The 23,096-nt window shown below is 59.5% G+C and carries 29 protein-coding genes and 1 pseudogene; 12 read left to right on the top strand and 18 right to left on the bottom strand.

The window, feature by feature from the left end:
• Positions 1-80: 80 nt before the first annotated feature.
• The 12 genes from K7H22_RS19120 to K7H22_RS19170 form a co-directional block, all read right to left on the bottom strand.
• Positions 81-821: a cytochrome c biogenesis CcdA family protein gene (locus tag K7H22_RS19120; RefSeq protein WP_037275457.1), complete on the bottom strand. Its 741-nt coding sequence runs from the start codon at positions 819-821 to the stop codon at positions 81-83.
• Positions 818-1,309: a hypothetical protein gene (locus K7H22_RS19125; protein ID WP_037275459.1), complete on the bottom strand. Its 492-nt coding sequence runs from the start codon at positions 1,307-1,309 to the stop codon at positions 818-820. Before K7H22_RS19125 ends, K7H22_RS19120 begins: the two co-directional genes overlap by 4 nt.
• Complete coding sequence (locus K7H22_RS19130; RefSeq protein WP_037275461.1) at positions 1,306-2,010, bottom strand: SCO family protein; 705 nt, start codon at positions 2,008-2,010, stop codon at positions 1,306-1,308. Before K7H22_RS19130 ends, K7H22_RS19125 begins: the two co-directional genes overlap by 4 nt.
• Complete coding sequence (locus K7H22_RS19135; RefSeq protein WP_037275462.1) at positions 2,010-2,300, bottom strand: hypothetical protein; 291 nt, start codon at positions 2,298-2,300, stop codon at positions 2,010-2,012. The genes K7H22_RS19130 and K7H22_RS19135 overlap by 1 nt, the downstream gene beginning before the upstream one ends.
• 82 nt (positions 2,301-2,382) lie before the next feature.
• Positions 2,383-2,895: a TlpA family protein disulfide reductase gene (locus K7H22_RS19140; RefSeq protein WP_037275463.1), complete on the bottom strand. Its 513-nt coding sequence runs from the start codon at positions 2,893-2,895 to the stop codon at positions 2,383-2,385.
• Entirely contained in the window at positions 2,892-3,488 is a 597-nt protein-coding gene (locus K7H22_RS19145) for a DsbE family thiol:disulfide interchange protein (protein ID WP_009820201.1), read from the bottom strand. The genes K7H22_RS19140 and K7H22_RS19145 overlap by 4 nt, the downstream gene beginning before the upstream one ends.
• Positions 3,485-3,910 carry a c-type cytochrome gene (locus K7H22_RS19150; protein WP_037275465.1) on the bottom strand — a complete coding sequence of 142 codons (426 nt, stop codon included), beginning with the start codon at positions 3,908-3,910 and terminating at the stop codon, positions 3,485-3,487. Before K7H22_RS19150 ends, K7H22_RS19145 begins: the two co-directional genes overlap by 4 nt.
• A 149-nt stretch (positions 3,911-4,059) precedes the next feature.
• Positions 4,060-4,194: a hypothetical protein gene (locus K7H22_RS20115; RefSeq protein ID WP_007121580.1), complete on the bottom strand. Its 135-nt coding sequence runs from the start codon at positions 4,192-4,194 to the stop codon at positions 4,060-4,062.
• 66 nt (positions 4,195-4,260) lie between these two features.
• Entirely contained in the window at positions 4,261-4,716 is a 456-nt protein-coding gene (locus K7H22_RS19155) for a DUF411 domain-containing protein (RefSeq protein WP_009820203.1), read from the bottom strand.
• Between the two features lie 40 nt (positions 4,717-4,756).
• Positions 4,757-6,196, bottom strand: coding sequence for a multicopper oxidase family protein (locus tag K7H22_RS19160; RefSeq protein ID WP_075571762.1), 1,440 nt, complete (start codon positions 6,194-6,196; stop codon positions 4,757-4,759).
• A 655-nt stretch (positions 6,197-6,851) separates the two neighbouring features.
• Positions 6,852-7,475, bottom strand: a complete 624-nt coding sequence (locus tag K7H22_RS19165) for a hypothetical protein (protein ID WP_037275469.1) — start codon at positions 7,473-7,475, stop codon at positions 6,852-6,854.
• A 17-nt stretch (positions 7,476-7,492) separates the two neighbouring features.
• On the bottom strand, positions 7,493-8,221 hold the full coding sequence (locus K7H22_RS19170; RefSeq protein ID WP_009820205.1) for a HupE/UreJ family protein: 729 nt from the start codon (positions 8,219-8,221) through the stop codon (positions 7,493-7,495).
• Between the two features lie 501 nt (positions 8,222-8,722).
• Between K7H22_RS19170 and K7H22_RS19175 the strand changes: the two genes are divergently transcribed.
• Together K7H22_RS19175 and K7H22_RS19180 are read left to right on the top strand one after the other, a co-directional pair.
• Positions 8,723-8,983 carry a metal-sensing transcriptional repressor gene (locus tag K7H22_RS19175; protein WP_007120627.1) on the top strand — a complete coding sequence of 87 codons (261 nt, stop codon included), beginning with the start codon at positions 8,723-8,725 and terminating at the stop codon, positions 8,981-8,983.
• Positions 8,984-8,991: 8 nt separating this feature from the next.
• Positions 8,992-10,310 (top strand): annotated as a pseudogene (locus K7H22_RS19180) (MFS transporter).
• A 173-nt stretch (positions 10,311-10,483) separates the two neighbouring features.
• Here the strand turns inward: K7H22_RS19180 and K7H22_RS19185 are convergent.
• The gene (locus tag K7H22_RS19185; RefSeq protein ID WP_230802432.1) at positions 10,484-11,470 is read right to left on the bottom strand and encodes a hypothetical protein; all 987 of its coding nucleotides are present in this window, start codon (positions 11,468-11,470) and stop codon (positions 10,484-10,486) included.
• Between the two features lie 160 nt (positions 11,471-11,630).
• On the opposite strand from K7H22_RS19185, the gene K7H22_RS19190 reads away from it, so the two are divergent.
• Entirely contained in the window at positions 11,631-11,885 is a 255-nt protein-coding gene (locus tag K7H22_RS19190; protein WP_230802433.1) for a helix-turn-helix domain-containing protein, read from the top strand.
• A gap of 399 nt (positions 11,886-12,284) precedes the next feature.
• On the opposite strand, the gene scpB is transcribed toward K7H22_RS19190, so the two are convergent.
• Together scpB and K7H22_RS19200 are read right to left on the bottom strand one after the other, a co-directional pair.
• Positions 12,285-12,881 carry an SMC-Scp complex subunit ScpB gene (gene scpB, locus K7H22_RS19195; RefSeq protein ID WP_036562694.1) on the bottom strand — a complete coding sequence of 199 codons (597 nt, stop codon included), beginning with the start codon at positions 12,879-12,881 and terminating at the stop codon, positions 12,285-12,287.
• Positions 12,882-12,883: 2 nt separating this feature from the next.
• Positions 12,884-13,768, bottom strand: coding sequence for a DUF1403 family protein (locus tag K7H22_RS19200; RefSeq protein WP_036562691.1), 885 nt, complete (start codon positions 13,766-13,768; stop codon positions 12,884-12,886).
• 156 nt (positions 13,769-13,924) lie between these two features.
• On the opposite strand from K7H22_RS19200, the gene K7H22_RS19205 reads away from it, so the two are divergent.
• Positions 13,925-15,022: a tyrosine-type recombinase/integrase gene (locus K7H22_RS19205; protein ID WP_219436671.1), complete on the top strand. Its 1,098-nt coding sequence runs from the start codon at positions 13,925-13,927 to the stop codon at positions 15,020-15,022.
• On the opposite strand, the gene K7H22_RS19210 is transcribed toward K7H22_RS19205, so the two are convergent.
• Together K7H22_RS19210 and K7H22_RS19215 are read right to left on the bottom strand one after the other, a co-directional pair.
• Positions 15,017-15,352 (bottom strand): type II toxin-antitoxin system RelE/ParE family toxin, encoded by a 336-nt coding sequence (locus K7H22_RS19210; protein WP_219436664.1) that lies wholly within the window; start codon positions 15,350-15,352, stop codon positions 15,017-15,019. The genes K7H22_RS19205 and K7H22_RS19210 overlap by 6 nt on opposite strands.
• Positions 15,349-15,606 (bottom strand): type II toxin-antitoxin system ParD family antitoxin, encoded by a 258-nt coding sequence (locus tag K7H22_RS19215; protein ID WP_219436665.1) that lies wholly within the window; start codon positions 15,604-15,606, stop codon positions 15,349-15,351. Before K7H22_RS19215 ends, K7H22_RS19210 begins: the two co-directional genes overlap by 4 nt.
• A gap of 159 nt (positions 15,607-15,765) precedes the next feature.
• Between K7H22_RS19215 and K7H22_RS19220 the strand changes: the two genes are divergently transcribed.
• The 6 genes from K7H22_RS19220 to K7H22_RS19245 all read left to right on the top strand — a co-directional run bounded on the left by K7H22_RS19220 (position 15,766) and on the right by K7H22_RS19245 (position 21,762).
• Positions 15,766-16,647 carry a recombinase family protein gene (locus tag K7H22_RS19220; RefSeq protein ID WP_230802434.1) on the top strand — a complete coding sequence of 294 codons (882 nt, stop codon included), beginning with the start codon at positions 15,766-15,768 and terminating at the stop codon, positions 16,645-16,647.
• A 282-nt stretch (positions 16,648-16,929) separates the two neighbouring features.
• Positions 16,930-18,117, top strand: a complete 1,188-nt coding sequence (repA, locus tag K7H22_RS19225; protein WP_230802435.1) for a plasmid partitioning protein RepA — start codon at positions 16,930-16,932, stop codon at positions 18,115-18,117.
• Positions 18,117-19,187 carry a plasmid partitioning protein RepB gene (gene repB, locus K7H22_RS19230; RefSeq protein WP_230802436.1) on the top strand — a complete coding sequence of 357 codons (1,071 nt, stop codon included), beginning with the start codon at positions 18,117-18,119 and terminating at the stop codon, positions 19,185-19,187. The genes repA and repB overlap by 1 nt, the downstream gene beginning before the upstream one ends.
• Before the next feature lie 155 nt (positions 19,188-19,342).
• Positions 19,343-20,392 carry a helix-turn-helix domain-containing protein gene (locus K7H22_RS19235; RefSeq protein ID WP_269063246.1) on the top strand — a complete coding sequence of 350 codons (1,050 nt, stop codon included), beginning with the start codon at positions 19,343-19,345 and terminating at the stop codon, positions 20,390-20,392.
• Between the two features lie 709 nt (positions 20,393-21,101).
• A complete protein-coding gene (locus tag K7H22_RS19240) occupies positions 21,102-21,356 on the top strand; it encodes a type II toxin-antitoxin system prevent-host-death family antitoxin (protein WP_230802438.1) in 255 nt (84 codons plus the stop codon).
• Complete coding sequence (locus K7H22_RS19245) at positions 21,349-21,762, top strand: hypothetical protein (RefSeq protein WP_230802439.1); 414 nt, start codon at positions 21,349-21,351, stop codon at positions 21,760-21,762. Before K7H22_RS19240 ends, K7H22_RS19245 begins: the two co-directional genes overlap by 8 nt.
• A 31-nt stretch (positions 21,763-21,793) precedes the next feature.
• On the opposite strand, the gene K7H22_RS19250 is transcribed toward K7H22_RS19245, so the two are convergent.
• Entirely contained in the window at positions 21,794-22,087 is a 294-nt protein-coding gene (locus tag K7H22_RS19250; protein WP_230802440.1) for a hypothetical protein, read from the bottom strand.
• A 353-nt stretch (positions 22,088-22,440) separates the two neighbouring features.
• Between K7H22_RS19250 and K7H22_RS19255 the strand changes: the two genes are divergently transcribed.
• A complete protein-coding gene (locus K7H22_RS19255; RefSeq protein WP_230802441.1) occupies positions 22,441-22,911 on the top strand; it encodes a hypothetical protein in 471 nt (156 codons plus the stop codon).
• Positions 22,912-22,951: 40 nt separating this feature from the next.
• On the top strand, positions 22,952-23,096 hold a 145-nt coding region (locus K7H22_RS19260), incomplete at its 3' end, for an ArdC-like ssDNA-binding domain-containing protein (protein WP_230802442.1).

Genomic DNA, 23,096 nt, shown 5'->3' on the forward strand with positions numbered 1-23,096 from the left:
CACATTGATGCCGTCGGGGGGCGGTCACATCATCAGAGCCCAGCACTGATCTGGCTTCACATCAGGAATGCCGAGGAAGACTAACCGATTGAGGCCAAGAATGGGAAGGTTCCCAGAAGCCAGTAGGCAAACCGGGACAATTGGCCGGTCATGATGGCAACGCCCATGATGATCATGGCGACGCCTGCGCCCTTATAGAGCCAGCGACCGGCCTTGCCGATCTGTCTGACCCGCGCGGCGATGGCGTCGGTGAACAGCGCGGCCAACAGGAACGGCACGCCCAGCCCCGCGGAATAGATCGACAGCAGCCAGATTCCGTCCGACATACCGCCGGAAGTCGAACTGAGTGTCAGGATCGCGCCAAGGATCGGTCCGATGCAGGGGGTCCAACCAAAGGCGAAGGCCAAGCCCAGGACGTAGGCTCCAAGCGGGCGACCCCCCGGAATGTCGAGTGTGAAGCGGGTGTCGCGCGAGAAGGCATCCAGACGAAAGACGCCCAACATGACCAGTCCGAACAGGATGATGATCGCGCCGCCCAGATAGTTCAGCTCGATGCGCCATGTCAGCAGCAATGATCCGATCGCGCTGGCCCCGGCCCCGAGGGCGACGAAAACCGTCGAAAACCCCAGAACGAAGCAGGTGCTTAGGCCCAGTGCCCCGGCGCGCGCCCGCAGACCGACCGACCGTGTCGTGCGCAAATCCGGCTGGCCAGCGATGTAGGAAACATAGCCCGGAACCAGTGGCAGGACGCAGGGCGACAGGAACGAAATGGCCCCCGCCAGAAAGGCCGCGAAGATGCCGATGCCGGAAATATCCATCATGCGTTTCCATGTCCGCTAAAGGGCCGTGATGCCCACCAGAAGGCAATCAGCGGGATTACGATCCATTGCAGCACGGGCGACAGCCCTGCATCGAGGACCGGAATGATCGGCATCAGGTCCGAATAGGCCCAAGCCGCGCGGATCACGATGTTGAGCCATTCGCTGAACAGCGTATATCCCAACCCGAACACCACCGTCAGGACGGTTACCGAGCGTCGCGTCGAAGCGACAATGGGCCAGCCTCGGCCCGACATCATCAAGGCGAGCACCAGCGCGCTCATGGCAATCAGGATGTCGCCACCCGTGCAATGAACCGCAGCGAAGACGATCTCACCCCAGGTGCCCTCGTTCCAGATCGTGTAGAGCGGCATGTGCGCGAACTCCCAGACCAGATTGGCCGGGATGATTACCGAAAAATACCGACGCAGGGCTGTCAGTGAAATTCCGTCTGTCGAGGACAGCCTGACGCCAGTCGCGGTGACACTCATTGAAACACCCCTGTCACCCGGTCCCACCAACTGCGTTCCCGGCGTCGATGCTGGGCATTGTTGATCAACTCGCTGACATAGAGGATCAGGTTCACATTCTTGAAATCCATGCCATGGAACTTTGCGGCAAACCGCCCGCCGATATCCACGACATGGGTGACCGCACCGTGCATCATCATGTCGCTGTCGGCGGTCGTGGTGAACTCGAGCCCATAGTCCCGCGCCACAAGGCGCGTCGCGTCGTCGCTCTGATCGGGCCGTTTGGTCAGAATGACCCAGTTGCTCGGATCGAGCCCATGCCGGTCCGCGTAGTCGCGCAGAACGTCCGGCGTGTCATTCACGGGATCGGTCGTGATCGAGATGAATTGCACCAGATCGCTCATCGGCCCGTCGTTGATCGAAGCCTGGACCGCCGCGATCTTTTCCGCATGGAGCGGGCAGAGATCCGGGCAGTTGGCGTAGATGAAATGCAGGATGACGACCCTTTCGCTGAAATCCGCCAAGCGCACAGGATTGCCCTCCGCATTCCGCAACTCGAAATCCGGGGCCTGTGCTGCGTCGATGGCCTGGAAGTATGGCTCCATCTCGAACATCCGCGCATCCAGATTTTCACCCGGATGATTGGCGGAGGCCGGAAAGGAGATCGTGGCCGCAAGTGTGACCAAGGCGGCGCGCCGGGTCAGATAGATAATCAACTGCATCACCTTTCGGATTGATCGGGCGTGCCACTACCCGCATCGTTGCATTTCCCGCCGGACCCGCCCTTCATGCACAGACCAAGCCCGCACATCGCGGCACAGGGTGCCAGTGAGACCAGGACAGGCGCGAGCCCGATCGCGGTGAGCCATCCCCAGTTCAGAGCCATGCCGCCGCCCATCACGGTTGCCGCACCGACGAACAGCAATCGTCTGCGTGTCAACCACCGGGGCCAGTTGCCTGCGCTTTCGATGTCGGCGGCACCCGCATCGTTGGAAGATGATATGTCGGTCATCCGGAAAATCCTTCTGAAGTTTGAGTACTGGTCATTCTGATAACTGGGCGGTCAAGGGCGGGCGGCGCTCTTTCAGGGGCGCTTATTCGATAAAGCCTCGCAAGAAGGAGACCATCTCGGGATCATCCCATTCGGCCGGGCCGACCAGTCTCCCAAGCTCCCGCCCCTGCGCGTCGATCAGGATCGTTGTCGGCAGACCGACGGTGCGCAGCGCGGTCATCGACAGCATGGTCTTGTCGACATATATCTTGAGATTGGTGACACCGATCTCGTCGTAGAAACGCCGCACGACGGGCGATCCGGCCCGGTCGATGGACAGGGCGACCACTTCGAACCGGTCGCCGCCAAGTTCCGCCTGAAGCGCATCCAGCGTCGGCATCTCTTCCCGGCATGGCACGCACCAGGTTGCCCAAACATTCACGAGGATCACCTTGCCGCGAAAATCCTCCATGTCCCCACGGCTGCCGTCCTCGGTCTCGTAGCGCACATTGATCACCGGCTGCGGCGTGTCGTGCAGTGCGAAGCCTTGCGGCCCGGCAAACGCAGCGCCGACGGACAATGCCCAGACGAGCAGCGCCGTTTTTAGATATTTCATGGCGTTGGCTCCTTGCCGGCTTGGGTTTTCAGATCACGGACGATCGGCAAAAGGGTTTCCTCCAGAATCGCTCGCGTGATGGGGCCGACATGGCGGTAGGCAATGGTGCCGTCGGACGTGATGACATAGGTTTCAGGCACGCCGTAAACACCCCACTCGATGCCCGCACGTCCGTTTATGTCGGCCCCGATGCGGGTGTAGGGATCACCCAGTTCGTCTAGCCAGGCGCGCGCCTGTTCGGGCGGATCCTTGTAGTTGATCCCGTAGAGCGGCACTTCGCCCGTGGCGCTCAATTCCATGAATAGCGGATGTTCGGCGCGGCAGGGCACGCACCACGAGGCGAAGACGTTCACCAGCGAAACATGGCCGATCAGGTCCTGCGTCGAAAGACCTTCCTCGCGGCCGAGCACCGGAGCGAGTGCAAACTCCGGTACGGGCTTGTCGATAAGCGCGGACGGCAGATCATCGCCCTCGCTGAAAAGCCCCCAGCCAAACAGGACCATAAGGGCCAAAGCCACGACGGGCACCAGCACAAAGCCGAGATTTCTCCGGCGGGGCGTGGGAACAGTCATATTGTCACGATAGCTGGTCATGGCTTTGCTTGCTGGTCCTCGCGGGTCCGCTCACTCTGAAAGGCACGTTCTTTGTCGGGCCAGGTGCTCTTGATGTAGTCGACGATCGACGTGATTTCGTCATCTGTCAGTACGCCCTCATATCCGGGCATGTCGCTTTCATAACCGGCCCCGACAATCGCCGCCGGTCCGCGTTTCACGATGTCGAACAATACGCGGTCCGTATGATGCCAGGTATGCCCCGACGCATCATGCGGCGGGGCAGGCAATCTGCCGTTCGGCAATCGGGTGCGCCAATCAGGCTGCCCCTCCAGGTTTGCGCCATGGCAACTGGCACAATTCTCCTGATAGAGACGCTCGCCCATGCGCAAGTCGCTCTCCGCCGAAACGGGAGAGACCGTTGTGGCGAGCAAGACCGCGGCGAGCCTAATGGTGTTTTTCATGTCGCTTGTGCCTTCTTCTGGCTATCCAAATACAACGAGAGTGCTACTATCGATGCCACGACAAGCAGGACGCACGCCCCCAGACCAATCCCCATCGACAACAGGCCGTCGCCGTTGCTGTCGCCCTCATTCCGCATCTTGGCGCATTTCTATTTTCCGCTGTCCGAGCGGATGTATTTGACCAAGGCGATTGCCGCGAGCACCAGCACCGCCACGATGAGTAACCAAACCAGTCCCATCGCGATCATCATGCCGCCACCCATCATTCCACCATCCATCATCATGCACTTCATCCTTTGTTTTCCCTTGAAACCGGTCAGGCACGGGATCGCACCAGTCCGCGCAATTAATCATTCGACCGCATAGACGGTCGGGTTCACACCTTCTTCGACGGTGTAAATCTTGAACGGTTCCTGCTTCGCGCCCCCCATACCCGGCGATCCCAACGGCATGCCGGGAAGTGTCAGACCGGCAATGTCCGGGCGCTCATCAAGCAACTTGTTGACGACATCAATTGGCACATGACCGCTGACGACGTAGTCACCCAGAAAGGTCGTATGGCAGCCCTGGAAATCGTCCGGGATACCTGCATCACGGCTGATCTGAGCCAGATCATGGGTCGGCTTTACCTCGACCGTGAAGCCATTCTCGCGCAGGTAGTCCGCATAGCTCTCGCAGCATCCGCATTGCGGGTTCTTGTAGAGCGTGGCCTCTTGCGCTGCTGCAGGCGCGGCATTCAGGCTCATTGCAAGGACAGCGGCAGCACCTGCGGTGCCAAGACTGGCAAGTCCAATTAGTTTCTTCATCGGTTCTTTCCTTTCGTGGTGATCGTTACGTGAGATTGTTTCAGGTTTTGGTCGTGCCAGGATCGACACGTATGATGCCCATCATGCCGGCCGCCTGGTGTTCCAAGATGTGACAATGGAACATCCAGTCTCCCGGATTGTCCGCCACGAAGGCGATCTCGACCCGTTCCTCCGGTGCCATCAGGACGGTGTCCTGCCATTCGCGATGCCGTGTCGGTTGCCCGTTCCGTGTGATCACACGGAACGAATGTCCATGAAGATGCATCGGGTGATGCCACGCGGTGCGATTGTCCATCTGCAGCACATGCGACGTGCCCTGCGGCAGGACCAGCAATGGATCCATCATGTGCCCCGTTGCTGCTTTGCCGTTGATGAACCACATGTTGCCTTCGCGCATCTGCTCCATCATGGACCCCATGCCGCCGCCCATCATCATCTGCCCCATCATGCCGCCATTAAAGATGATCTGATGCCGCGTGGCAGCTTGCATATCGGGTTCGGCCAGCGGGTTGGGTGGCAGTTCCATCGACCAGTCCGGGACCGCGTCCCGTAACCGATCCGGCCCGTAGGCGAGATCGACCAGACGGTATTCCAGATCCCTGTAGAAGACATCGGTGATGGTCAGGCTCTCTCCGGGCTTGCCGGTCATATCAATCACCAGATCGACACGCATGGCCGGACCGACCACCACGATGTCATCGTCTGGTACATGAGGTGACACGGGTTGACCGTCCAGAGCGACCACGACCGGCGCAAGCCCCCCGAAATCCAGCCCGAATATCCGCGCGTTCGCTGCATTGACCAGCCGAAGGCGGATGCGTTCCCCGGATCGCACCGCGATACGGTCAGGGATCTGGCCGTTGATCGTCACGGAATTGCCGATACGACCGCCGTGCATCGCGTCGTGCCGGCTTCCGAAATCTGTCGCAATCTGTCCGTCGCCGGTCATCCGCCAGTCATCGAGCATCCAGGTCAAATCGCGATCCACGCGGATCGGGTTTGCTTCCTCGACGATCAGCGGCCCGTAAAGCCCGCGCCCGACCTGTTCCGAACTGCGCTGGTGCGGGTGATACCAGAATGTACCTGCGTCCAGCGCATCGAATTCGTAGAGAAACTCGCCACCGACCGGGATCGGGTCCTGTGTCAGGAACGGCACACCGTCCATCGCATTGGGTGTGCGAATGCCATGCCAGTGGACCGTCGTCCCTTCATTTAGCCCGTTCCGGGCCAGAACCCGAATTCGGTCTCCCTGCCGCACCCGGATCTCGGGGCCGGGGAGGGATCCGTTGTAGCTCCAGACGTCGGTAGGGCCGTAGGGTGCCGGTCGCAGGGCGGCTTGTCCGGCCGCAGCGCGTAGCAAGAATGGGTCCTCTGTCGGACCTGCCATCGCTACTCGTGCCGGTGACAGAGTGGATATGGCCGTGAAAGCGGCACCGGTGCGCAGCACGTGCCGTCGTGAAATCAGTCTGTTGAGGGTCATTACTTCTGCCTTGATCTGAAAGGGTCGCACTCAGCCAGCTTCGGCCAAGGCAACGGTCAGGCCCCGCAACAAGCGAGGCCGCTATCAGGTTCAGACAGGCAGCTTGGGAGGAAATGGATCAAGGGAGGGAACCGCGCCAATCGGGATCACAGGTCCCGCGACCGGGATGACAACACCGAAGGCCATCTCAAGCGTCATCGCTGACGTACGAGCTACGATACCGGCCGTAGTTCCCGCGCCACAAGGGACTGTACACCCACCCTCGCAGGTTATCCCGTCAGCAAATCCGATCGGATCACATCCGCCGCAATGGTCGTCCCCGCTTTCAGCGCCCACCATCTGAGCCATTGCTGCCTCAGCCGCATTCGCTGCCGATACATCCGGCGCAACCACGGCACCGAAGCTCAATGCAAGAATCAAAATGAGGCGGAAAACGCAGATCATGCGATCCTTATGCAAGCTTCCAGTAGGGGGAGGTCAAGAAGTATCCCGTAACATAGGCGTGACATTGCCACGCGGGTACTCACTGATTGGCCAAAAGATGCCCGAGGTTGGTTTCGGGGGAAAATCTGAGGCGAGACTGCGGACTCATCCAAGGTCTGTTTCGGAGCCAGGCAACCACCCGCATCTTTTCATGCGGGTGGCTGCCCTTGTGTCAACTTGCGTCTTTGAATTCGGTGTATTCGCCGCGCACCTGGACAGTCACGGTTGCGGGCTGGCTGTCCCGATTCCGCCAGAACCATCCGTGTTCGCCGTCGAATGCCGCGATGATCTCGCCCTCGTCGCCCGTCGAACCGCGGCCCTTTTCATAGGTCACCGAATTGCCGCCGCCGTGGCCGTGCATGTCAAAATTCACCCGACCGCCATCGACCAGCATTCGGTATTCCACCGTCTGGCCCTCTTCCATGACCAGCTTCCACTCGGCACTGTCGCCGGGTGCAAGCGTAAAGGTGGTTTCGTCACGCCAGATTTCGGCGTCCTGTGCATATGCCGTGCCGACAAAAAGTCCAAAGATATCGTTCATAAGGCTCGACTGCTCTTCGGCTTCGATCTCCAACAGCCTGTCGGCTTCGGCCTCCTCCGCAAGCTGGGCTTTGATCTCACCCATCTCGCTCAGCCCGAGAACCCCGCCGATCCCGGTCGGGTCGATGTTGTATTCGGCAGGCAGCACGACGGTCACAAGGATCGCAACGGCGCTGGCCGCCGCAATGGCAGTGGAACGGATAAGCTGCGCGGAGCTGGGAAGCTCATCAAGGCTCGGTTTTTTTGCGTTAAACATTTTGGTCTCCTAAATTCTCAGGTGGCTACGAAGTAGCCGGTGATTTGCAGGCCCATGAGGATGAATCCCATGGACATCATGACGACGTTGGCGGTGTAGGCTTGGCGGAAGAAGCTTGGGGATTTCCGCCAGAAGCCCATGACGATGAGGATCACGGCAAGCGCCATGATCTGGCCAAGCTCGACGCCCACGTTGAACGCCAGAAGATTGGCCAGTAGGCCCTCTGACGCGATCTCGTAGTCTAGGATCTTCGTGGCCAGGCCCGTGCCGTGGAAGAAGCCGAAGATCAGCGTTGCGGCCTTGGTGTTCGGCTGGAACCCAAACCAGCGCTGATAAGCCCCGAGATTGTCGAGCGCCTTGTAGACGACCGAAAGGCCGATGATCGCGTCGATGATGTAGGCGTTGATGCCCCAGCCGAACCAGACACCGGCCAGCATCGTGGTCGAGTGCCCGAGGGCGAAGAGGCTGACATAGATGCCTACATCCTTCATCTTGTAGAGGAAGAAGACGACGCCGAGCAGGAACAGGATGTGATCGTATCCCGTGACCATGTGTTTGGCGCCGAGATACATGAAGGGGATGATGTTCACCCCCCAGATTTCCTGGATATAGCCTGCGTCACCTTCTGTGACGGCATGGGCAAGAGCGTTTTCCGCACCCAGGACGAGCGCCGAAAGGGCAATGAAGGACAGGATCACGATCCGGCGTATGCCGGGATCGGTCCAGCCCTGGTGGACTGTATTCATGGATTGAACTCCGCATATGTGTTGATGATCGAATGCAGCGCGCTGTTGGCACGCAGTCGATCAGACGCGCGGAGGTCTTTCGATTTGGTATGTCTGCAAGGTGTTCGACGTGGCCGAACTCAACGGCCATGCGGCTCTATAAATATCGAGCGGGTGCGGCGATCGGTCGGGGCCAGGCACGACCGCCTGACTGTGATCGTGATCGATGCTGTCATGGCTATGTCCATGCATGGCCCAGGCGAGGTCTTCTTCCAGTCCATGCGAATGACCGTGCTCAGCAACCATTTCTGCGTGCTCTTGAAGGACGCCGATGACTGAGGGTGCGTGCGAGGTTGCGGGCACCACAGACCAGAGGAGTACGGCCAAACATAAGAGTGTCGCAAACGCGGCGTTTACAACTGTCCTCAAGGTATCCATAGGATCTGCCCGTCTGCCCGTCTCTAGCGTGGTGCGTCGTGGCACCATCTTGTTCTATCCTCCCGGGGGGGATAGAACTACTTTATGACAAAACATCCAGTCCATGCAACCCATCCCGCCCTTGTCGCCCGGCTGAAACGCGCTGACGGCCATTTGCGCGCCGTGATCGAAATGATCGAGGCGGGCAAACCCTGTCTGGAGATTGCTCAGCAGATGCAAGCGGTCGAAAAGGCCGTGACGAACGCCAAGCGTGCGCTGATCCATGATCACATGGACCATTGTATCGACGTTGAAAGTTCTGAAACTGATCGCGCCGAGTTGCGGGCGATCGCCCGATATCTCTGAGGCTGACCATGCTCGATATTCTCTCCGACCGCACTTATCGGCACCTGTTTCTGGCACAGGTCGTAGCCCTTCTGGGTACCGGACTCGCCACAGTCGCACTCGGCCTGCTCGCCTTTGATCTTTCGGGCGACGGGGCGGCGCTGGTCCTCGGCACAGTCTTCACCATCAAGATGGTTGCTTATGTGGGCATCGCGCCCATTGCAGGGGCTTTCGCAGACCGCGTGCCGCGCCGCGCGCTTCTGGTGACGCTCGATCTGGTGCGTGCCGGTGTCGCGCTCGCACTGCCCTTCGTGACCGAGGTCTGGCAGGTCTACGTCCTGATCTTCCTTCTTCAATCGGCTTCCGCCGCCTTCACGCCGACCTTTCAGGCGACGATCCCGGACGTTCTGCCCGAAGAGGCGCGCTATACCCGCGCGCTGTCGCTGTCGCGGCTGGCCTACGATCTGGAAAACATCGTCAGCCCGACGCTGGCGGCCCTTCTGCTCGCGGTGATGTCCTACAATTCGCTTTTCCTCGGCACGGTCCTCGGTTTCGCCGCATCGGCCCTTCTGGTTGTTTCGGTCGTGCTGCCCAGTCCCCGCCCATCCGAGCCGCGCGGTGTCTATGACCGCACTACGCGCGGCATCCGCATCTATCTGGCCACGCCCCGCTTGCGCGGGCTCTTGGCATTGAACCTCGCGGCGGCGGCGGCAGGTGCGATGGTGCTGGTCAATACCGTCGTTCTTGTGCGCGGCTCGCTCGGCCTTTCGGAAAGTGCTCTGGCCTGGACGATGTTCGCCTTCGGCGCAGGGTCGATGATCGCCGCGCTGGTCCTGCCGCGTGTTCTCGATGTGTTGCCGGACCGGCCCGTGATGTTCGGCGGAGCCACGCTGATGGTGGCTACTCTGGTCGGTCTGGCGTTGACGGTCCTTGGAGCGGGCCTTGGCTGGTCCATCCTTCTGACAGCCTGGTTGCTGGTGGGGCTCGGATATTCCGCTGTCCTCACCCCTTCCGGCCGACTGCTGCGCCGTTCCGCCCACGCCGGGGACCGCCCGGCACTCTTCGCGGCGCAATTCGCGCTGTCCACGCCTGCTGGCTTGTGACCTATCCGCTGTCGGGATGGCTGCTGACAGTCTATGGTGTCGTTCCCGCACTGATCGGACTGGCCCTCATCGCCGCCTTCGGAATGCTCGCAGCGCTGAAACTCTGGCCGTCCGGCGATCCCGTTGAGCTTGAGCACACCCACGGTAATTTGCCACTCGACCATCCCCACCTAAGGGGACATCGCAGGCACAGCCATGCCTTGATCATTGACGAGAGCCATCCTCGCTGGGCCACGCATTTATAAGCCGCAGCAAGAGACGAAGACTGGACACGGGCGGTTCGTTTTCATCCATGCGGACATTCGTGCTTCGAGCAAAATTCATCAAAGTGGGCTCGATGCGCGAATTGTCTGCAAGTTTGGCGGACAGAAGCGTTGACTCTAACATAAACTGTCGGCCCCCCGACAAAGAGCACGGCTTAAGTTGCGACCCTCCACATCCGATACCGCCCCTGCCCCGTCATCTCGTGGATCAGACCACGCGCTTCCATCCAAGCAAGGTTGCGCTGGATGGCAGCCCGGCTGGCGCCGATCAGGGCCTCGGCCATCGGAGCGGACACGAGCGGCCATTCGGTAAGTACCGCGCACAAGGCCGGGGGCGTGCGGCCGGAAAGCGGGCTCATCTCGGCTTCCGCCCTCGCCGACCATGCCTCGATATCATCGAGGTGACGCATTGCGGTCAGGCATGCGGTCTCCATCCCGTCAAGCCAACGAGACAGACGGTCAGCGGGTGGGCCACCGGAGCGCAATCCTCCTGCCCCGCCCATGGCCAAAGGCGCGAAGAGCGCCCCCTTGCCCTCACTGGCCACGATCCGTGCGGCTGTGACCGCCGCTTCCATCCGGTCGCCGTGCTGCCCGAGGCCCGCGAGACTCCAGAGATGGAAGCCCATGCAAGCGCGCGTGACTGGGTGAAGATCGGCGGCTTGCGCCATAAGATCGAGCCAACCGCCCGCGCGTTCCGCGAACGGTTCGGCTTCAACGCCGAGGTTCTCGGGGTCGCGGCGGTCGAGGAAGGCGGACAGGTCCACTTCCGGTCCAAGGCCGCCTGTAAGACGCCGCACTGCCCATCCGACACGCGCGAGCGCCGCGGTGTCGTCCTGCACGCCGGACAAGCGCATGGATTTCCAGAGCGCCAGCCGATCCGGGCCAATTCGGTCGCCTACAAACCAGCTGAGGTCTGCCGCCTCCATCAGCGCGAGCCTGTGCCGCCAACCTTTCGGGCCACGGCGCAGCCGGTCGTCCAGCGCGCCGATCCGGCCAGCCACACGGGCGAGACGCGCGGCATTGCCCGCCTCTGCCTTCCGCCAATCGTCGAGGACTGCGGTTTCACGAAGCTCTGCCCTAGGTCCGGGCGGCAGATAATCTGGCTCCTCGTCCATCGGACCGGGCAGGAACCACTGTCGCATTTTCTTCACCATTTCAGCACATGATTATTACGTGATTTCTGGAAGATACCGCGATATTGCACATCATTTTTCAGCTTAAGGTTTCAATTTTGGTTCCGTATTTCAGCAAGTGGCCGCCCTGTTGGCGCACTGCCCAGCCGGTTTCGAAAGTTTCATATCGATGACGTCCGGCGGAGCGCATGCCTCGGATGAAGCTTGGGCCAAGGCGATGCGGATCGCGCGCGAGTTGGACCGGATTCTTGACGGGGCGGCGCCCGTGCGTGAGGCCGTGATGCGCGCGGCATCCGAGCTGCGGCTTTCGACACGCCAAGTCTACAACTATCTGGCGCGGTATCGGGAAGAGCGCAGGGTATCGTCCCTGCCGCCGCGAACGAGTGGGACAAGGAAACCAAGGATCGGCGTCTTGAGCGTCTGATCGACGATCTGCTTCGTCTGCAGGCATCAGGGCATCGAATGGCAGAGGGGCGATCACTCCCGGACCTTCTTGGATCAGCCTGCTTTCAATTCAGTCGACGGCCAATGTCCATCGCGCGCCTCTCTCATCGGGATCGCTATCAGCTGTTTTGGCAATTGACGGACGGGCAATCGACGCCGTTCGGAACGCGAAGAAGTTCCGCGATCATTTATTGGAAACGCGTCGCTCAGGTTGCGCCAGCTTGGGGCGGACTGGTCACATCTTTCAGCGATGCCGTCCTGCCTCGGCCCAAAGCTGGGCCTTGCTCTAACACCGCTGGCCCGAATTTGGCGGATCTCGTTCAGGCGGCCGCGCGGCTCGATCAGCAGCGGCAAGCGCTGTAAAAATTCCCGGTGAGTTTCAGGCGCTCGCGGCCAGCCCGGCATCATTCAGCTGTTCAGGATCCGGCAGGTCCCGCAAGCTCTCCAACCCGAAGGCCGCGAGGAACGCGTCTGTGGTCACGAAGGTATAGGGGGCACCACGACGCGGCGCGCGCGGCCCAGTTCCAATCAGACCGTGTGCATGGAGCCGCCCGATCAGGTCCCGACCGATCTCCTTGCCGAAGATGTCCTTCAGCCCATCGCGCGTGATTGGCTGATGGTAGGCGATGGCCGCCAAAATCGCGACGTCGAACTCGTTCAGGTCCAGCAACTGGTCCCCGACATCCGCTGCGGAGCGGATCGCAGGCGCGTAAACAGACCGCGTCCGGAACATCCACCCCCCTGCGACCATGGCAATCTCGAACGCCCGCCCTTCTAGATCGGCGGCAAGATCCTCGATCAGCAGATCAACCGAGGTCGCCTGCCCCACTATGCGCGCCAGATCCTCGCGCGGTACAGGCGAGGCAGAGGCAAACAGTACCGCCTCGATCCGCCGCATCCATTCGCGCCAGCGCAGCTCCGGCGGCAGGTCGGACAACTCGCGGTCAAATTCAGGCTCGGAGCGATCCTTGGCCATCGTTACACCCCGTAGAGCCGGAAGGTGTCCCGGCCAGTCAGTTCGCGCACAGCGCCGAGATCGACCAGCCGGTCGCAGAGCCGCCGCGCCGCGCGGTCCGGCAAAGGCAAGACTGAGGGAGCGACCGCGTCCTGTTTCAGGAATATCTCGACGGCGTCGGCCGCCCCCTTGGCCCGAAGCTTTGGTGCGACCGCCTTCAGATGCGCCGCCCGACGCGTGAGGTTGGTGGAGAGACGCACGGCCTCGGCCGCCGATGACACGAGCGCCCGATGACAGGCGAGCTTCAATTCGTCGCCTTGCTTGCGCAGGTCGGCACGTTTCAGGCCAGCCGCCAGCAGCGGCACGACATGATCCCAACCAAGCGCCTGGGCGAGTGCAGCATCCGCGAGGATCAGCGCAGCTTCGTCAGCACGTGGCGCCTCGCGCAGAACAGCTTCCAGCACCAGTGCTGCTCGTTTGACCGGCGCCCCCACCCCCGCATCGAGCCACGTCGCGATCTGGCCCGGCTCGAAGGCCGACAAGGCTCGGCCCAGAGCCTTGACCGCCACCGGCCGCTCCACCGCGCGCCGCCAGATCAGATAGGTTTCACCTGCCGGTCCGGGTAGATCGCCGGGACGCAGAAGGTGCGCTGCATCGCGCAGTTCCCCTGCCCGCTCCCGTCGGCCAGAAAACGCAACACAAGCCTCAGCTGCGCACAGCGCGAGCCGCTCCCGCAACAAGGCTTGGGGCACCTCCGCGCATCCCAGCACAACATGCAAGTGGTTCAACGCAGCGCCCGACAAAAACGCCACATCTTCAAGGGTTTCAACCCGTGCCGAGGTGACCCAGGCGGGCATCCGGGGTAGAGTGTCTGTGTCGATGGAGTGTTCCGGTCGGGCAAATGTCATGACTGAAGCCTAAACCATCGCGGCGCTTTTCTCCAGAAAATTGCACAGAAAACGCCTCACTCTATCTTTTGCCATAATGTCCGATAAGTTTGCATTATCGGACATAAAAAGATATGCTGCGAGACAATTCAATTTCATCGCTGGATTCACTGGAAAATGGCCGCAGAGGACGAGAAATCGACATCATCAAACTCTGGTGTGATTAGTACCGCTCAGGACGACGAGAGAGATCAAGAAAAAAGCGACGATATCTCCCTGCCCGCCCACGTCCCAGGCTCCGGCAGCCTGGATCGCCTCGTCGATACCGCGCGCGACTATGCGCGCGCCGCGGCTTCTGACAATACGCTGAAGGCCTATGCGAAAGACTGGGCGCATTTCGCGCGCTGGTGCCGGATGAAGGGCGCGGAGCCTCTGCCCCCCTCACCCGAGATGATCGGGCTCTATCTCGCAGACTTGGCGTCCGGATCAGGCCCCTCCCCTGCCCTATCGGCCAGTACAATCGACCGCCGCCTGTCGGGCCTCGGCTGGAACTATGCGCAGCGGGGATTTACCCTGGATCGCAAGAACCGGCACATCGCCACGGTGTTTGCAGGGATCAAACGCAGGCACGCCCGACCGCCAGTGCAGAAGGAAGCGATCCTGGCCGAGGACATCCTCGCGATGGTGGCCACCCTTGCTTTCGACCTGCGCGGTCTGCGGGACCGGGCGATCTTGCTGATTGGCTATGCGGGCGGTCTGCGCCGCTCGGAAATTGTCAGCCTCGACGTCCACAAGGACGACACGCCGGACACCGGCGGCTGGATCGAGATCTTCGACAAGGGCGCCCTGCTCATGCTCAATGCTAAGACCGGCTGGCGCGAGGTCGAGATTGGCCGCGGCTCGAAGGATCAGACCTGCCCGGTCCATGCGCTTGAGCAATGGTTGCACTTCGCCAAGATCGACTTTGGTCCGGTCTTTGTCGGCACCTCGCGCGATGGCAAGCGGGCATCTGAAACCAGGTTAAACGACAAGCATGTCGCGCGCCTGATCAAGCGCACGGTTCTGAACGCCGGCATCCGGTCGGACCTGCCTGAGAAAGACCGCCTGGCTCTGTTCTCCGGCCATTCGTTGCGCGCCGGTCTCGCCAGCTCCGCCGAAGTCGACGAGCGCTACGTCCAGAAGCAGCTTGGCCACGCCTCGGCCGAGATGACCCGCCGCTATCAGCGACGGCGCGACCGGTTCCGGGTGAACTTGACCAAAGCCGCAGGGCTATAGGTCGACATTTCTGAGGGCTGCCAACGCTGCGACATGACGCGGAAGATCACTGCGGGAATGCAGGATATCCACGATGATGACCTCGTCAGGCTGATCTAGGAACACCAGGAAATGTTCCCCTGCCCTTATGAACCGCAGGTCTTCGACATCATCAACGAGAACTGCGCAACTCCGGCTATGGGCCTGGCCGTTCAGAATACTTTCACAGCAGTTGAGCAATTCCGCCTCGTAGAGCTCTGCTTGGCGCAGCCCAAAATTTTCGATCGTCCATCTGGCGATTTCGGTGAGGCTGGCTTCCGCACGACGGGTCAGCCGGAGGGATCGACTCATGAACGCGTGCGCGCAGACGCAAAGGCTCTCCGGATCGCATCTTTGCCGCTGCCCTCCGCAAGATCACCCGCCTTGGCCTGCGTCAGACCTTCTAGGAGACCCTTCCGGATCCCGGCCAGCTGTGCTTCTTCCTGCTCGAGCAGCCTCAGGCCAGCGCGCATGGCTTCACTCACATTCTGGTAGCGCCCGGACGCCACCAGTGCTTGAACCAGATGGTCTTGGGTTTCGGTGAGGACTACGTTGCGTGTCACCATGGATCAGGTCTCCTTCATTGGCAATATATGCCAATGTTCAGCTTTGGTCAATGGAAGCTGATCGTGGGCGATGATCAGCCATCATGCGACCTTTCTCCTCTCGTCGCTATCAATCGGTCGTTTATAGGCGGTATATGAAACTGCAAAAAGACTGTTTTGATGCCATTGATAGGCTACGCGCGCGTTTCAACCGAGGACCAGACCCCCCTGCCCCAGTCGCAGGCCCTGAAATCCGCGGGCTGCGCCGAGATCCATGAAGAACAGGCATCGGGCGGCAATCGTGCGCGGCCGGTGCTTGCGCGGGTGTTGGAGCGCATCGGCAAGGGCGACACGCTGGTGGTCGTGCGGATTGACCGCCTCGCGCGATCCCTGTCGCATCTGCTGGAGGTGATCGAGCGGCTGGAAGCGAAAGGCGCGTTCTTCCGTTCCATTCAGGACCCCATCGACACCGCCTCCCCGCAAGGCAAGTTCACGTTGCAGGTCTTGGGCGCTGCGGCGGAGTTCGAGCGCGCCCTGATCCGGGAACGCACCAAGGCGGGGCTGGCCTCTGCGCGCACCAAGGGCCGCGTGGGCGGGAACCCTGGTCTGCGGGCCAAAGACCCTGTCGCTCTTCGCAAGGTGCGGCTGGCAAGACAGAACGGCTACATGGAGCGTCTGAACGAGACGGCACAAGATTGGGTGCCCCATGTGCGCCGGTTACGCCCCGACTTGGCCTGGGAAGACGTGGTGCGCATCATCAACGGCCCCTTGCCCGAGGCGCGTCGCTGGACCCAAGGCCGTCTCTTGCGCGCCGTGAAGGCCTATGTCCGCGACGGCTTCCTGCCCGAAACAGTTTTAGCCCGCGCCGGCCGCCGCGAAACCGACGACCGCCTGCCCGCCATCGTCGCCGCCATCAAGGGCGCGGACCCCGACATCACGCTTCAGGCGATTTGCACCCGGCTGGAGGCGATGCGCGAACGCACGCCCCGTGGGCGGACAAGCTGGCAGCCGTCTTCGGTGAAAATGCTCTTGGAGCGGGCCGAGAAGCTGGGAATGATTTAAGAGACTCAGATTCGGTCTTTGGAAGCAAAACCGCCTATGTGAATGGGATACATCTTGGGATTAGGAGATGGCAGCGACACAAGCACTTGATGCGATGGAGCCACGAAATATGATAAGTTATTGTAAATAAATGATTTCATCGGTTACCGGCCTACCATTTGAAAAAATCCTTGCCTGTCAAACGCTTTCCTGACATTTTTGCGGAAGAACGCTAACCATCAGTTTCCGGCGGTTTTGCGTTCCTTCTCAAGATAGACCCGGAAGACGGGCGGCGGGACGGGCATGAACGAGCAGCGGATCAGAATGGATCAAAAGATCCAAACGATGGCGACACGTCTAAGCAAATCGCTTGATGTGAATATGCGCAAGTCGTTTCTACCTGATGAACGAAAGGCTCTCAGACGGTTCTCATCCACGGAGGTTGCTCGGATCCTCGGGGTAAGCCAGGATTTTCTGCGGAAGATGTTCTTCGAGGACAAGCTCGACCTCGGTGACATCGAGACGGATGCCCGCGGCCGCAGGTTCTACACTGCAGAGCAGATCGACATAGCGCGCCACGAAATTGCCCGGTCAAGCACTAAGTTCCAACATATCGTTCCTCGTCGTCGGGAAGGGGAGCATATTCAGATCATTTCGATCGCCAACTTCAAAGGGGGCGCCGGAAAAACGACAACGGCGATCCATCTTGCTCAAAAGCTCGCCCTTGACGGTTATCGAGTTCTGGCAATCGATCTCGATCCGCAAGCCTCAATGACCACCATGTTCGGTTTCCGCCCAGAAATCGACTTCCCTGAAGCCGGAACGGTGTACGATGCCCTACGGTACGAGGACCCTATCCCCTTTAGAGACGTTGTGCGCAAAACGTATTTCCACAACCTCGATCTAGCTGCGGCCGGCTTGCTGCTCTCTGAGTTCGAGACCGAAACCGCACACGCCCTTCGAAACAATATCAGGCCGCCGTTCTATCAACGGCTTGCCCTTTGCATTAATGAAGTCGAGACAGACTACGACATTGTCGTCATCGACTGCCCACCTCAACTCGGGTTTACCACACTATCAGCTTTGGTAGCGTCGACATCCCTAGTCGTCACTGTCATTCCAAGCATGCTTGACGTCGCCTCGATGGCCCAATTCCTGCAGCTCACATCCAGCCTCATGGCAACAATTGCTGATGTGGGCGCATCGCCCGACTGGGACTTCATGAGGTTTCTAATCACTCGTTTCGAGCCCAATGACGGCCCCCAAACCCAGATGGCGGCATTCCTGCGGACCATGTTCACGGATGACGTTCTTACACAGCCTTTCCTGAAATCCTCTGCAGTCTCTGACGCTGGGCTCACGCAACAGACACTGTTCGAGATCGCCAGAACGGATTTTCATCGCCAGACGTACGATCGGGCTATCGAGTCCATCAACGGGGTTGTGGCGGAGATCGAAGGGCTCATCAAAACGGCATGGGGGCGCAAGTAATGGCCCGCAAAGTCACATTCGACATTCCCGAGGATGAAGAAAAGCAGGAGAACTCGTCGATTTCTCCGACTCGAACCCAGTCACGAGCCCCTGCCCTTTCGGGAATGGCCCGTTCTCTTCAGGATGCGGCACAATCTTCAATTCAAGAAATCAGTACCGACCTTATTGATGATTCCGAGTTCCAGGATCGTCTGGCCCTGGATGACGAAGATGACATCAGGGAACTGGCTGAAAGTATTGATAAGCAGGGACAGCTTATCCCGATACTTCTGAGCCCCGAAGGGGGGCGATATAGGATCATCTATGGGCGCAGGCGATTAGCTGCGCTTCGACTTATCGGCAAGCCTGCAAAGGCTCTCATCAGAGGCTTGGATGAGGACCAAGCGGTTCTTGCACAAGGCCAAGAGAACAGCTTTCGAAAAGACCTCAGCTGGATTGAGAAAGCCCTGTTTGCACGTTCTCTCATAGAGGCCGGCAAGGATGAGGGGCTGGTCTGTGATGCCCTCAACATCGATCAGAAAGCAAGAAAAGCCGGTGACAAGCTCACGGGACTTGCTCGCATGAAACAAGTCACTTCCTGTATTCCGACTGAACTCATCCAAAAGATCGGGGCGGCACCCGGGGTTGGTCGGGATCGTTGGTATGCTGCCGCAAAGTCTTATGAGAGCCTTGGCTTCTCAGGAGATGAAGGGTTTCCGGCCGGAAACCGCGAATTCCATGATGCTCTCATGGAATCCAGAGGTTCCGGCAAGACCTCCGACGAACGCTTTGCGGTGTTCGAAGGGCTCCTGAAACAGCACAAGCCCCCTGCCCCATCGGCAGTCCAGACAGAACTCGGGATGGTGAAGGTCACCAAGAGAAACGTGATCATCACCATCAAGAACGGAGATGACGGGCTTCATAAGTGGATCTCTCAGAATCCAGAGGCCGCTCTTCTCGCGTTGGCGAACGCGAAGGCCGCTGGTCCGGGGCGGATCATTAACCCAGAGAAAATGGAACCTATAGGTAACCCAGTCTCCGGCAGGGATCAGGTTCTTGATGGTCCTGACATAGACGATAACGGAAACTGAACAGAAAGGAGGACAGGCCAGAAAAGGAAAGACCCCCCGAAAGCAGTGCTTCCGAAGGGCCTCGATTAGCTTAGACACCTGATTGATACCCCGAAGCCGAATCGTTTTCAACACCGTTCGCGGTGAACGGGGAAACTTTTTCAGCCGACATCATCATGAGACAGGTATTTTATCACACACCCGCCTTGGCGGAACGATCTCCTTTACCCTGTACGAACCCGTACAGGGTCATCGAGCCGATCCGAACGCTTCGCAAAGAACTCGGTTTGACACCAAATGATCTTGTGACACTGCAGGCCTTAATCAGCTTCATGCCGAAGAAGGCCGGACAAACAGCTTCAATGACTACCGTCTTCCCCTCAAACGCATCGTTGTCTGAGAGAACGAACGGTCTGAACGAAAGAACGATCCGAAGGTGTATCGGACGCCTCGTGGACGCCAATTTGATACAACGCAGGGATAGCGCAACCCGCAAACGGTTCCCTCTTCGCTACGGTGGATTGATCAGAGATGCCTTTGGCTTCGATCTACAGCCAATGTTTGATCGGGAGAGTGAGCTCACAGAACACGCAAAACAGCTTGTCGGCGATCAAGAAGAGCTACGCTCACTAAGGGCGGAGGCGCTGGCCCTTCGTGTCGAAGCTTTGCGCCAAACAAACGATGAAGAGACTTTCACATTTCTCCAAAACGTGCGCAACATCCTACGCCGTGCAACTCTCAAAGCCGACGAAATCATCGAACTTATCAAAAAGTTGGCAGAGTTGGCCGGAACGAACATTAGAGAGTTTCCGGCCGGAAACTGTGAAGCTCAGGAAACGATGCCCGACCAATTGTCCGGCGACGACGGACAAAATGTCCGGCACGTAGAACCCTCAAGATTGAATATAAAAAAAGATACTACAGGTGCTCACAGCAGCCCTGGTTTTAAAGAATCCCGAGATCCAACAACTATGGCTTGGACGGACCTGAAAAACGTATCAGACTTCTTCCCAAATGAACCAAGAGATCATCAATCCGTTGTCAACCTGTTGGCCGATGTCGGGAAATTGCTGAGAATAGAACAAGGCAGGATCATGAGACACCTTAGAGAAGGAGGTGCAGGGAAGCTCCTTATTGCACTCGACGAATTAATTTTGAGAGCCAGCACAGGACAGGTGAGGAACCACAACGCCTACCTCGACGCGATGATGATGCAGGGAAACTGATGCTCTTGCCGTATACACTCAATCGGCATGTGAGTCTGCATAGCCATCGTCGATAAAGCGGCAATTGCGGCACAGGTTAAACCATACGACCATCAAGAAGAAGAGTGTTGGTTTGAAAGTGAACCCCGATCACGCGCGGCAGCTGCAGCTGTGAGATGTGTTCAATTCATCGTGGAACAAGAAGCCATTCCAGATTTGTTGGATGCTCACCGAGGCCTCGGTCCGGATGACCAAACGGCACGCCGTGATTGTGCGTGTTAACGCCTATAAGCCTGCGGGTGGCACAACGCTGCTCGATTGACTGGTGACGGATGAAGAAGAAGCGGTTCATACCAAACGGCTCTCCGAGCATCAGGCGCTGGAAGAAGAACACGCGGGACAGGATGAGACCACCGCCGAGATTGATAAGTGGCTTCGCGTGTCGGAATCGGAGATGGAAAAGATCGAGGCTCTGCTGTTAGTCTTCAATCCGACGGACATCAGGCGGAGCAGGGGCGTTCGTCACGCTAGATCGCTACGGCGCGCTGGCAGGCTATCCCGGCTACGACCATCTGACCTCGGACGAGTCCATCGAGAACGGCATCACCTCCAATGTGTACATCTACGCTGAGACCGTGCAGCGGTTCGGATGACACTTGGGAGGGCTCGATCCATCTCTTGCAGAATATCCGGAATGTATGTATATTCTGCGCGAATGGAGACCCTGATCATGCAAGAGCTTCCCGAGTTCAAGGCGGCCGACCTGACGCGGCACACAAGTGACCTGTTTGACGCGGCCATTCGGTCGCCGATTGCGATCACCAAACATCGCAAGCCGAAATTCGTGCTGATGAGCATGGATCAGTATCAGCAGCTCGCGCGGGGGGCCACGCAACAGGCTCATATGGTTGACGAGATGCCCGAGGACCTCAAGGCGCTGATGATAGAAGGGCTCGAGCGGGACTTGACGCGAGCGAATGACTAAGCCTGCCGCTGGAGAGGTTTTCCGCTATCCGTTCCTGTGGAAACGCGAACAGATGGCCGGCGAGACCGAGGGCCGCAAGACGCGGCCTGTCTGTATCGCCGTCACTGTCGCCAAGTCCGATAACGAGACTGTGGTGTTCATCCTGCCGATCACGACGCAGCCGCCCTTGCCCTCGCGCAAGTTTATCGAGGTGCCACAGATCGAGTCGCAGCGCGTGGGGCTGGAAACCTATGTCCGCAAGTGGGTCATGCTGGACGAGATCAACACCGATATTCTGGAGCGGTCCTATGTTTGGGAGGACCGCACGCCCATCGGCACGTTCAGTTCCGTCTTCACATCCAAAATCCAGTCCAGCCTGATCGCGCTTGCCAGGTCGGGCGGGGCATCCGTTGTCGATCGGCTGTAGTAATCTCGATCACCGCAGGGTCTGCCCAGCTTCACTTGTTCCCGTCGATCCACTTCGACATCAGCCCCTTGTCGCGGAAACACTCATCCGGCACGGCGCGGCGCTTGATCCGGGACAGGCGCTCGGCGAAGGCGACCTGCTTTGATGTCGGGCGGCTATCCTGCGCGCCCGGGTTCATCTTGGCTTGTGCGTCGATCCAGGCGCTCAAGGAGCGCCGATCTTGCTGAACCTCCCACGGCAAAAGCGTCTGGTTGCGCAGGGCCAGCGCGCGCGCATAGGCGATCTGCTTTGGCGTCGCGGGCAGGGCGTAAGTGGTGCTTTCCATCGGGGGTCTCCCTTCTTAGCGTGGTTCTTAAAATAGAACAAAACAGGAACAAAATCAAGTCACCTCCGGAAATCATGGGGTTTGAGAGGAAGAGGAGGGCCGGGGAGGGTCAGGCCTGAGGGTGTCGGAGAGAGGGTTGAACCGGCCTGCCCCTGTTCTTCATTGGGATCTGATGCCGGAGAATGCTGGATCCTAGGTTCTCATGAGCTTCGCATTTAACGCTCCCCGGCATCAGATCCCTAAAGAGTGAAAGTATTCTTCGGGTTTTGTGACTGACGGATGAGGGCCTTTGGGGTCCCTCAGATGGGTCCGGGCCGGATTCCGGTCTGTCTTTCCTGATGAAGGGCATTCCGATGCAAACAGGTGTCTTGCGCGTGTTACGCGCGACCGCTGCCTCGTGGTGGCGACACAAGGAACTACGCCGAACCGGCCAGACGGGGCAGGCACAACGGCTCGAGCGCGAGACTGTCCTGCGTGACCTCGGCTATCTGAAGCAGGCGGCGTCATTGCCAAACGCGCACGTGATCTGCGGAGAGGGCGGGACATTCATCCATCTTGGTTGGACCACCGTGTCGACCTTCGCGCCGATCGAGCGCTTTCCATTGGCCACTCTTGCGGTCGCACGAGGGACCCCGTTCATCGATATCCGACCGGTCACCGATGTCATCGCCTTCGCGAACCTGCCACGGGTGGCGCGGGACGGATCGATCGACCCTGACCCTTGCGGCCCTGGCAGGTCCGTCTCGCTGGCCGCCTACATCGACATGGTCGAAGCCCTCGGTGGCAGGATCGCCAACGATCCACGCCCCCGTCAGTCAACCTGATCACCACTCCCTCTCATCAACACTCGAAAGGAGGCCAGCCATGGCCCGATCCCGCACGCCCAAATTCGATGCCTCCGAGGTCATCACAAACGAAATCATCCGTATCATTGAGCGCGGCGTCCTGCCGTGGCGCAAGCCATGGACCGCAGGAGGCAGCTCTCGTCCCCTGCGCGTGGGCGGAGAAC

Source organism: Seohaeicola saemankumensis, from assembly GCF_021021435.1.
In the GTDB taxonomy this organism is placed as follows: Bacteria; Pseudomonadota; Alphaproteobacteria; order Rhodobacterales; family Rhodobacteraceae; genus Seohaeicola.

What these genes read in the sequence shown, in the direction of transcription:
- K7H22_RS19120 (WP_037275457.1), bottom strand. Translation starts at nt 821, where the DNA reads ATGATGGATATTTCCGGCATCGGCATCTTCGCGGCCTTTCTGGCGGGG.
- K7H22_RS19125 (WP_037275459.1), bottom strand. Translation starts at nt 1,309, where the DNA reads ATGAGTGTCACCGCGACTGGCGTCAGGCTGTCCTCGACAGACGGAATT.
- K7H22_RS19130 (WP_037275461.1), bottom strand. Translation starts at nt 2,010, where the DNA reads ATGCAGTTGATTATCTATCTGACCCGGCGCGCCGCCTTGGTCACACTT.
- K7H22_RS19135 (WP_037275462.1), bottom strand. Translation starts at nt 2,300, where the DNA reads ATGACCGACATATCATCTTCCAACGATGCGGGTGCCGCCGACATCGAA.
- K7H22_RS19140 (WP_037275463.1), bottom strand. Translation starts at nt 2,895, where the DNA reads ATGAAATATCTAAAAACGGCGCTGCTCGTCTGGGCATTGTCCGTCGGC.
- K7H22_RS19145 (WP_009820201.1), bottom strand. Translation starts at nt 3,488, where the DNA reads ATGACCAGCTATCGTGACAATATGACTGTTCCCACGCCCCGCCGGAGA.
- K7H22_RS19150 (WP_037275465.1), bottom strand. Translation starts at nt 3,910, where the DNA reads ATGAAAAACACCATTAGGCTCGCCGCGGTCTTGCTCGCCACAACGGTC.
- K7H22_RS20115 (WP_007121580.1), bottom strand. Translation starts at nt 4,194, where the DNA reads ATGATGATGGATGGTGGAATGATGGGTGGCGGCATGATGATCGCGATG.
- K7H22_RS19155 (WP_009820203.1), bottom strand. Translation starts at nt 4,716, where the DNA reads ATGAAGAAACTAATTGGACTTGCCAGTCTTGGCACCGCAGGTGCTGCC.
- K7H22_RS19160 (WP_075571762.1), bottom strand. Translation starts at nt 6,196, where the DNA reads ATGACCCTCAACAGACTGATTTCACGACGGCACGTGCTGCGCACCGGT.
- K7H22_RS19165 (WP_037275469.1), bottom strand. Translation starts at nt 7,475, where the DNA reads ATGTTTAACGCAAAAAAACCGAGCCTTGATGAGCTTCCCAGCTCCGCG.
- K7H22_RS19170 (WP_009820205.1), bottom strand. Translation starts at nt 8,221, where the DNA reads ATGAATACAGTCCACCAGGGCTGGACCGATCCCGGCATACGCCGGATC.
- K7H22_RS19175 (WP_007120627.1), top strand. Translation starts at nt 8,723, where the DNA reads ATGACAAAACATCCAGTCCATGCAACCCATCCCGCCCTTGTCGCCCGG.
- K7H22_RS19185 (WP_230802432.1), bottom strand. Translation starts at nt 11,470, where the DNA reads ATGCGACAGTGGTTCCTGCCCGGTCCGATGGACGAGGAGCCAGATTAT.
- K7H22_RS19190 (WP_230802433.1), top strand. Translation starts at nt 11,631, where the DNA reads ATGACGTCCGGCGGAGCGCATGCCTCGGATGAAGCTTGGGCCAAGGCG.
- scpB (WP_036562694.1), bottom strand. Translation starts at nt 12,881, where the DNA reads ATGGCCAAGGATCGCTCCGAGCCTGAATTTGACCGCGAGTTGTCCGAC.
- K7H22_RS19200 (WP_036562691.1), bottom strand. Translation starts at nt 13,768, where the DNA reads ATGACATTTGCCCGACCGGAACACTCCATCGACACAGACACTCTACCC.
- K7H22_RS19205 (WP_219436671.1), top strand. Translation starts at nt 13,925, where the DNA reads ATGGCCGCAGAGGACGAGAAATCGACATCATCAAACTCTGGTGTGATT.
- K7H22_RS19210 (WP_219436664.1), bottom strand. Translation starts at nt 15,352, where the DNA reads ATGAGTCGATCCCTCCGGCTGACCCGTCGTGCGGAAGCCAGCCTCACC.
- K7H22_RS19215 (WP_219436665.1), bottom strand. Translation starts at nt 15,606, where the DNA reads ATGGTGACACGCAACGTAGTCCTCACCGAAACCCAAGACCATCTGGTT.
- K7H22_RS19220 (WP_230802434.1), top strand. Translation starts at nt 15,766, where the DNA reads ATGCCATTGATAGGCTACGCGCGCGTTTCAACCGAGGACCAGACCCCC.
- repA (WP_230802435.1), top strand. Translation starts at nt 16,930, where the DNA reads ATGAACGAGCAGCGGATCAGAATGGATCAAAAGATCCAAACGATGGCG.
- repB (WP_230802436.1), top strand. Translation starts at nt 18,117, where the DNA reads ATGGCCCGCAAAGTCACATTCGACATTCCCGAGGATGAAGAAAAGCAG.
- K7H22_RS19235 (WP_269063246.1), top strand. Translation starts at nt 19,343, where the DNA reads ATGAGACAGGTATTTTATCACACACCCGCCTTGGCGGAACGATCTCCT.
- K7H22_RS19240 (WP_230802438.1), top strand. Translation starts at nt 21,102, where the DNA reads ATGCAAGAGCTTCCCGAGTTCAAGGCGGCCGACCTGACGCGGCACACA.
- K7H22_RS19245 (WP_230802439.1), top strand. Translation starts at nt 21,349, where the DNA reads ATGACTAAGCCTGCCGCTGGAGAGGTTTTCCGCTATCCGTTCCTGTGG.
- K7H22_RS19250 (WP_230802440.1), bottom strand. Translation starts at nt 22,087, where the DNA reads ATGGAAAGCACCACTTACGCCCTGCCCGCGACGCCAAAGCAGATCGCC.
- K7H22_RS19255 (WP_230802441.1), top strand. Translation starts at nt 22,441, where the DNA reads ATGCAAACAGGTGTCTTGCGCGTGTTACGCGCGACCGCTGCCTCGTGG.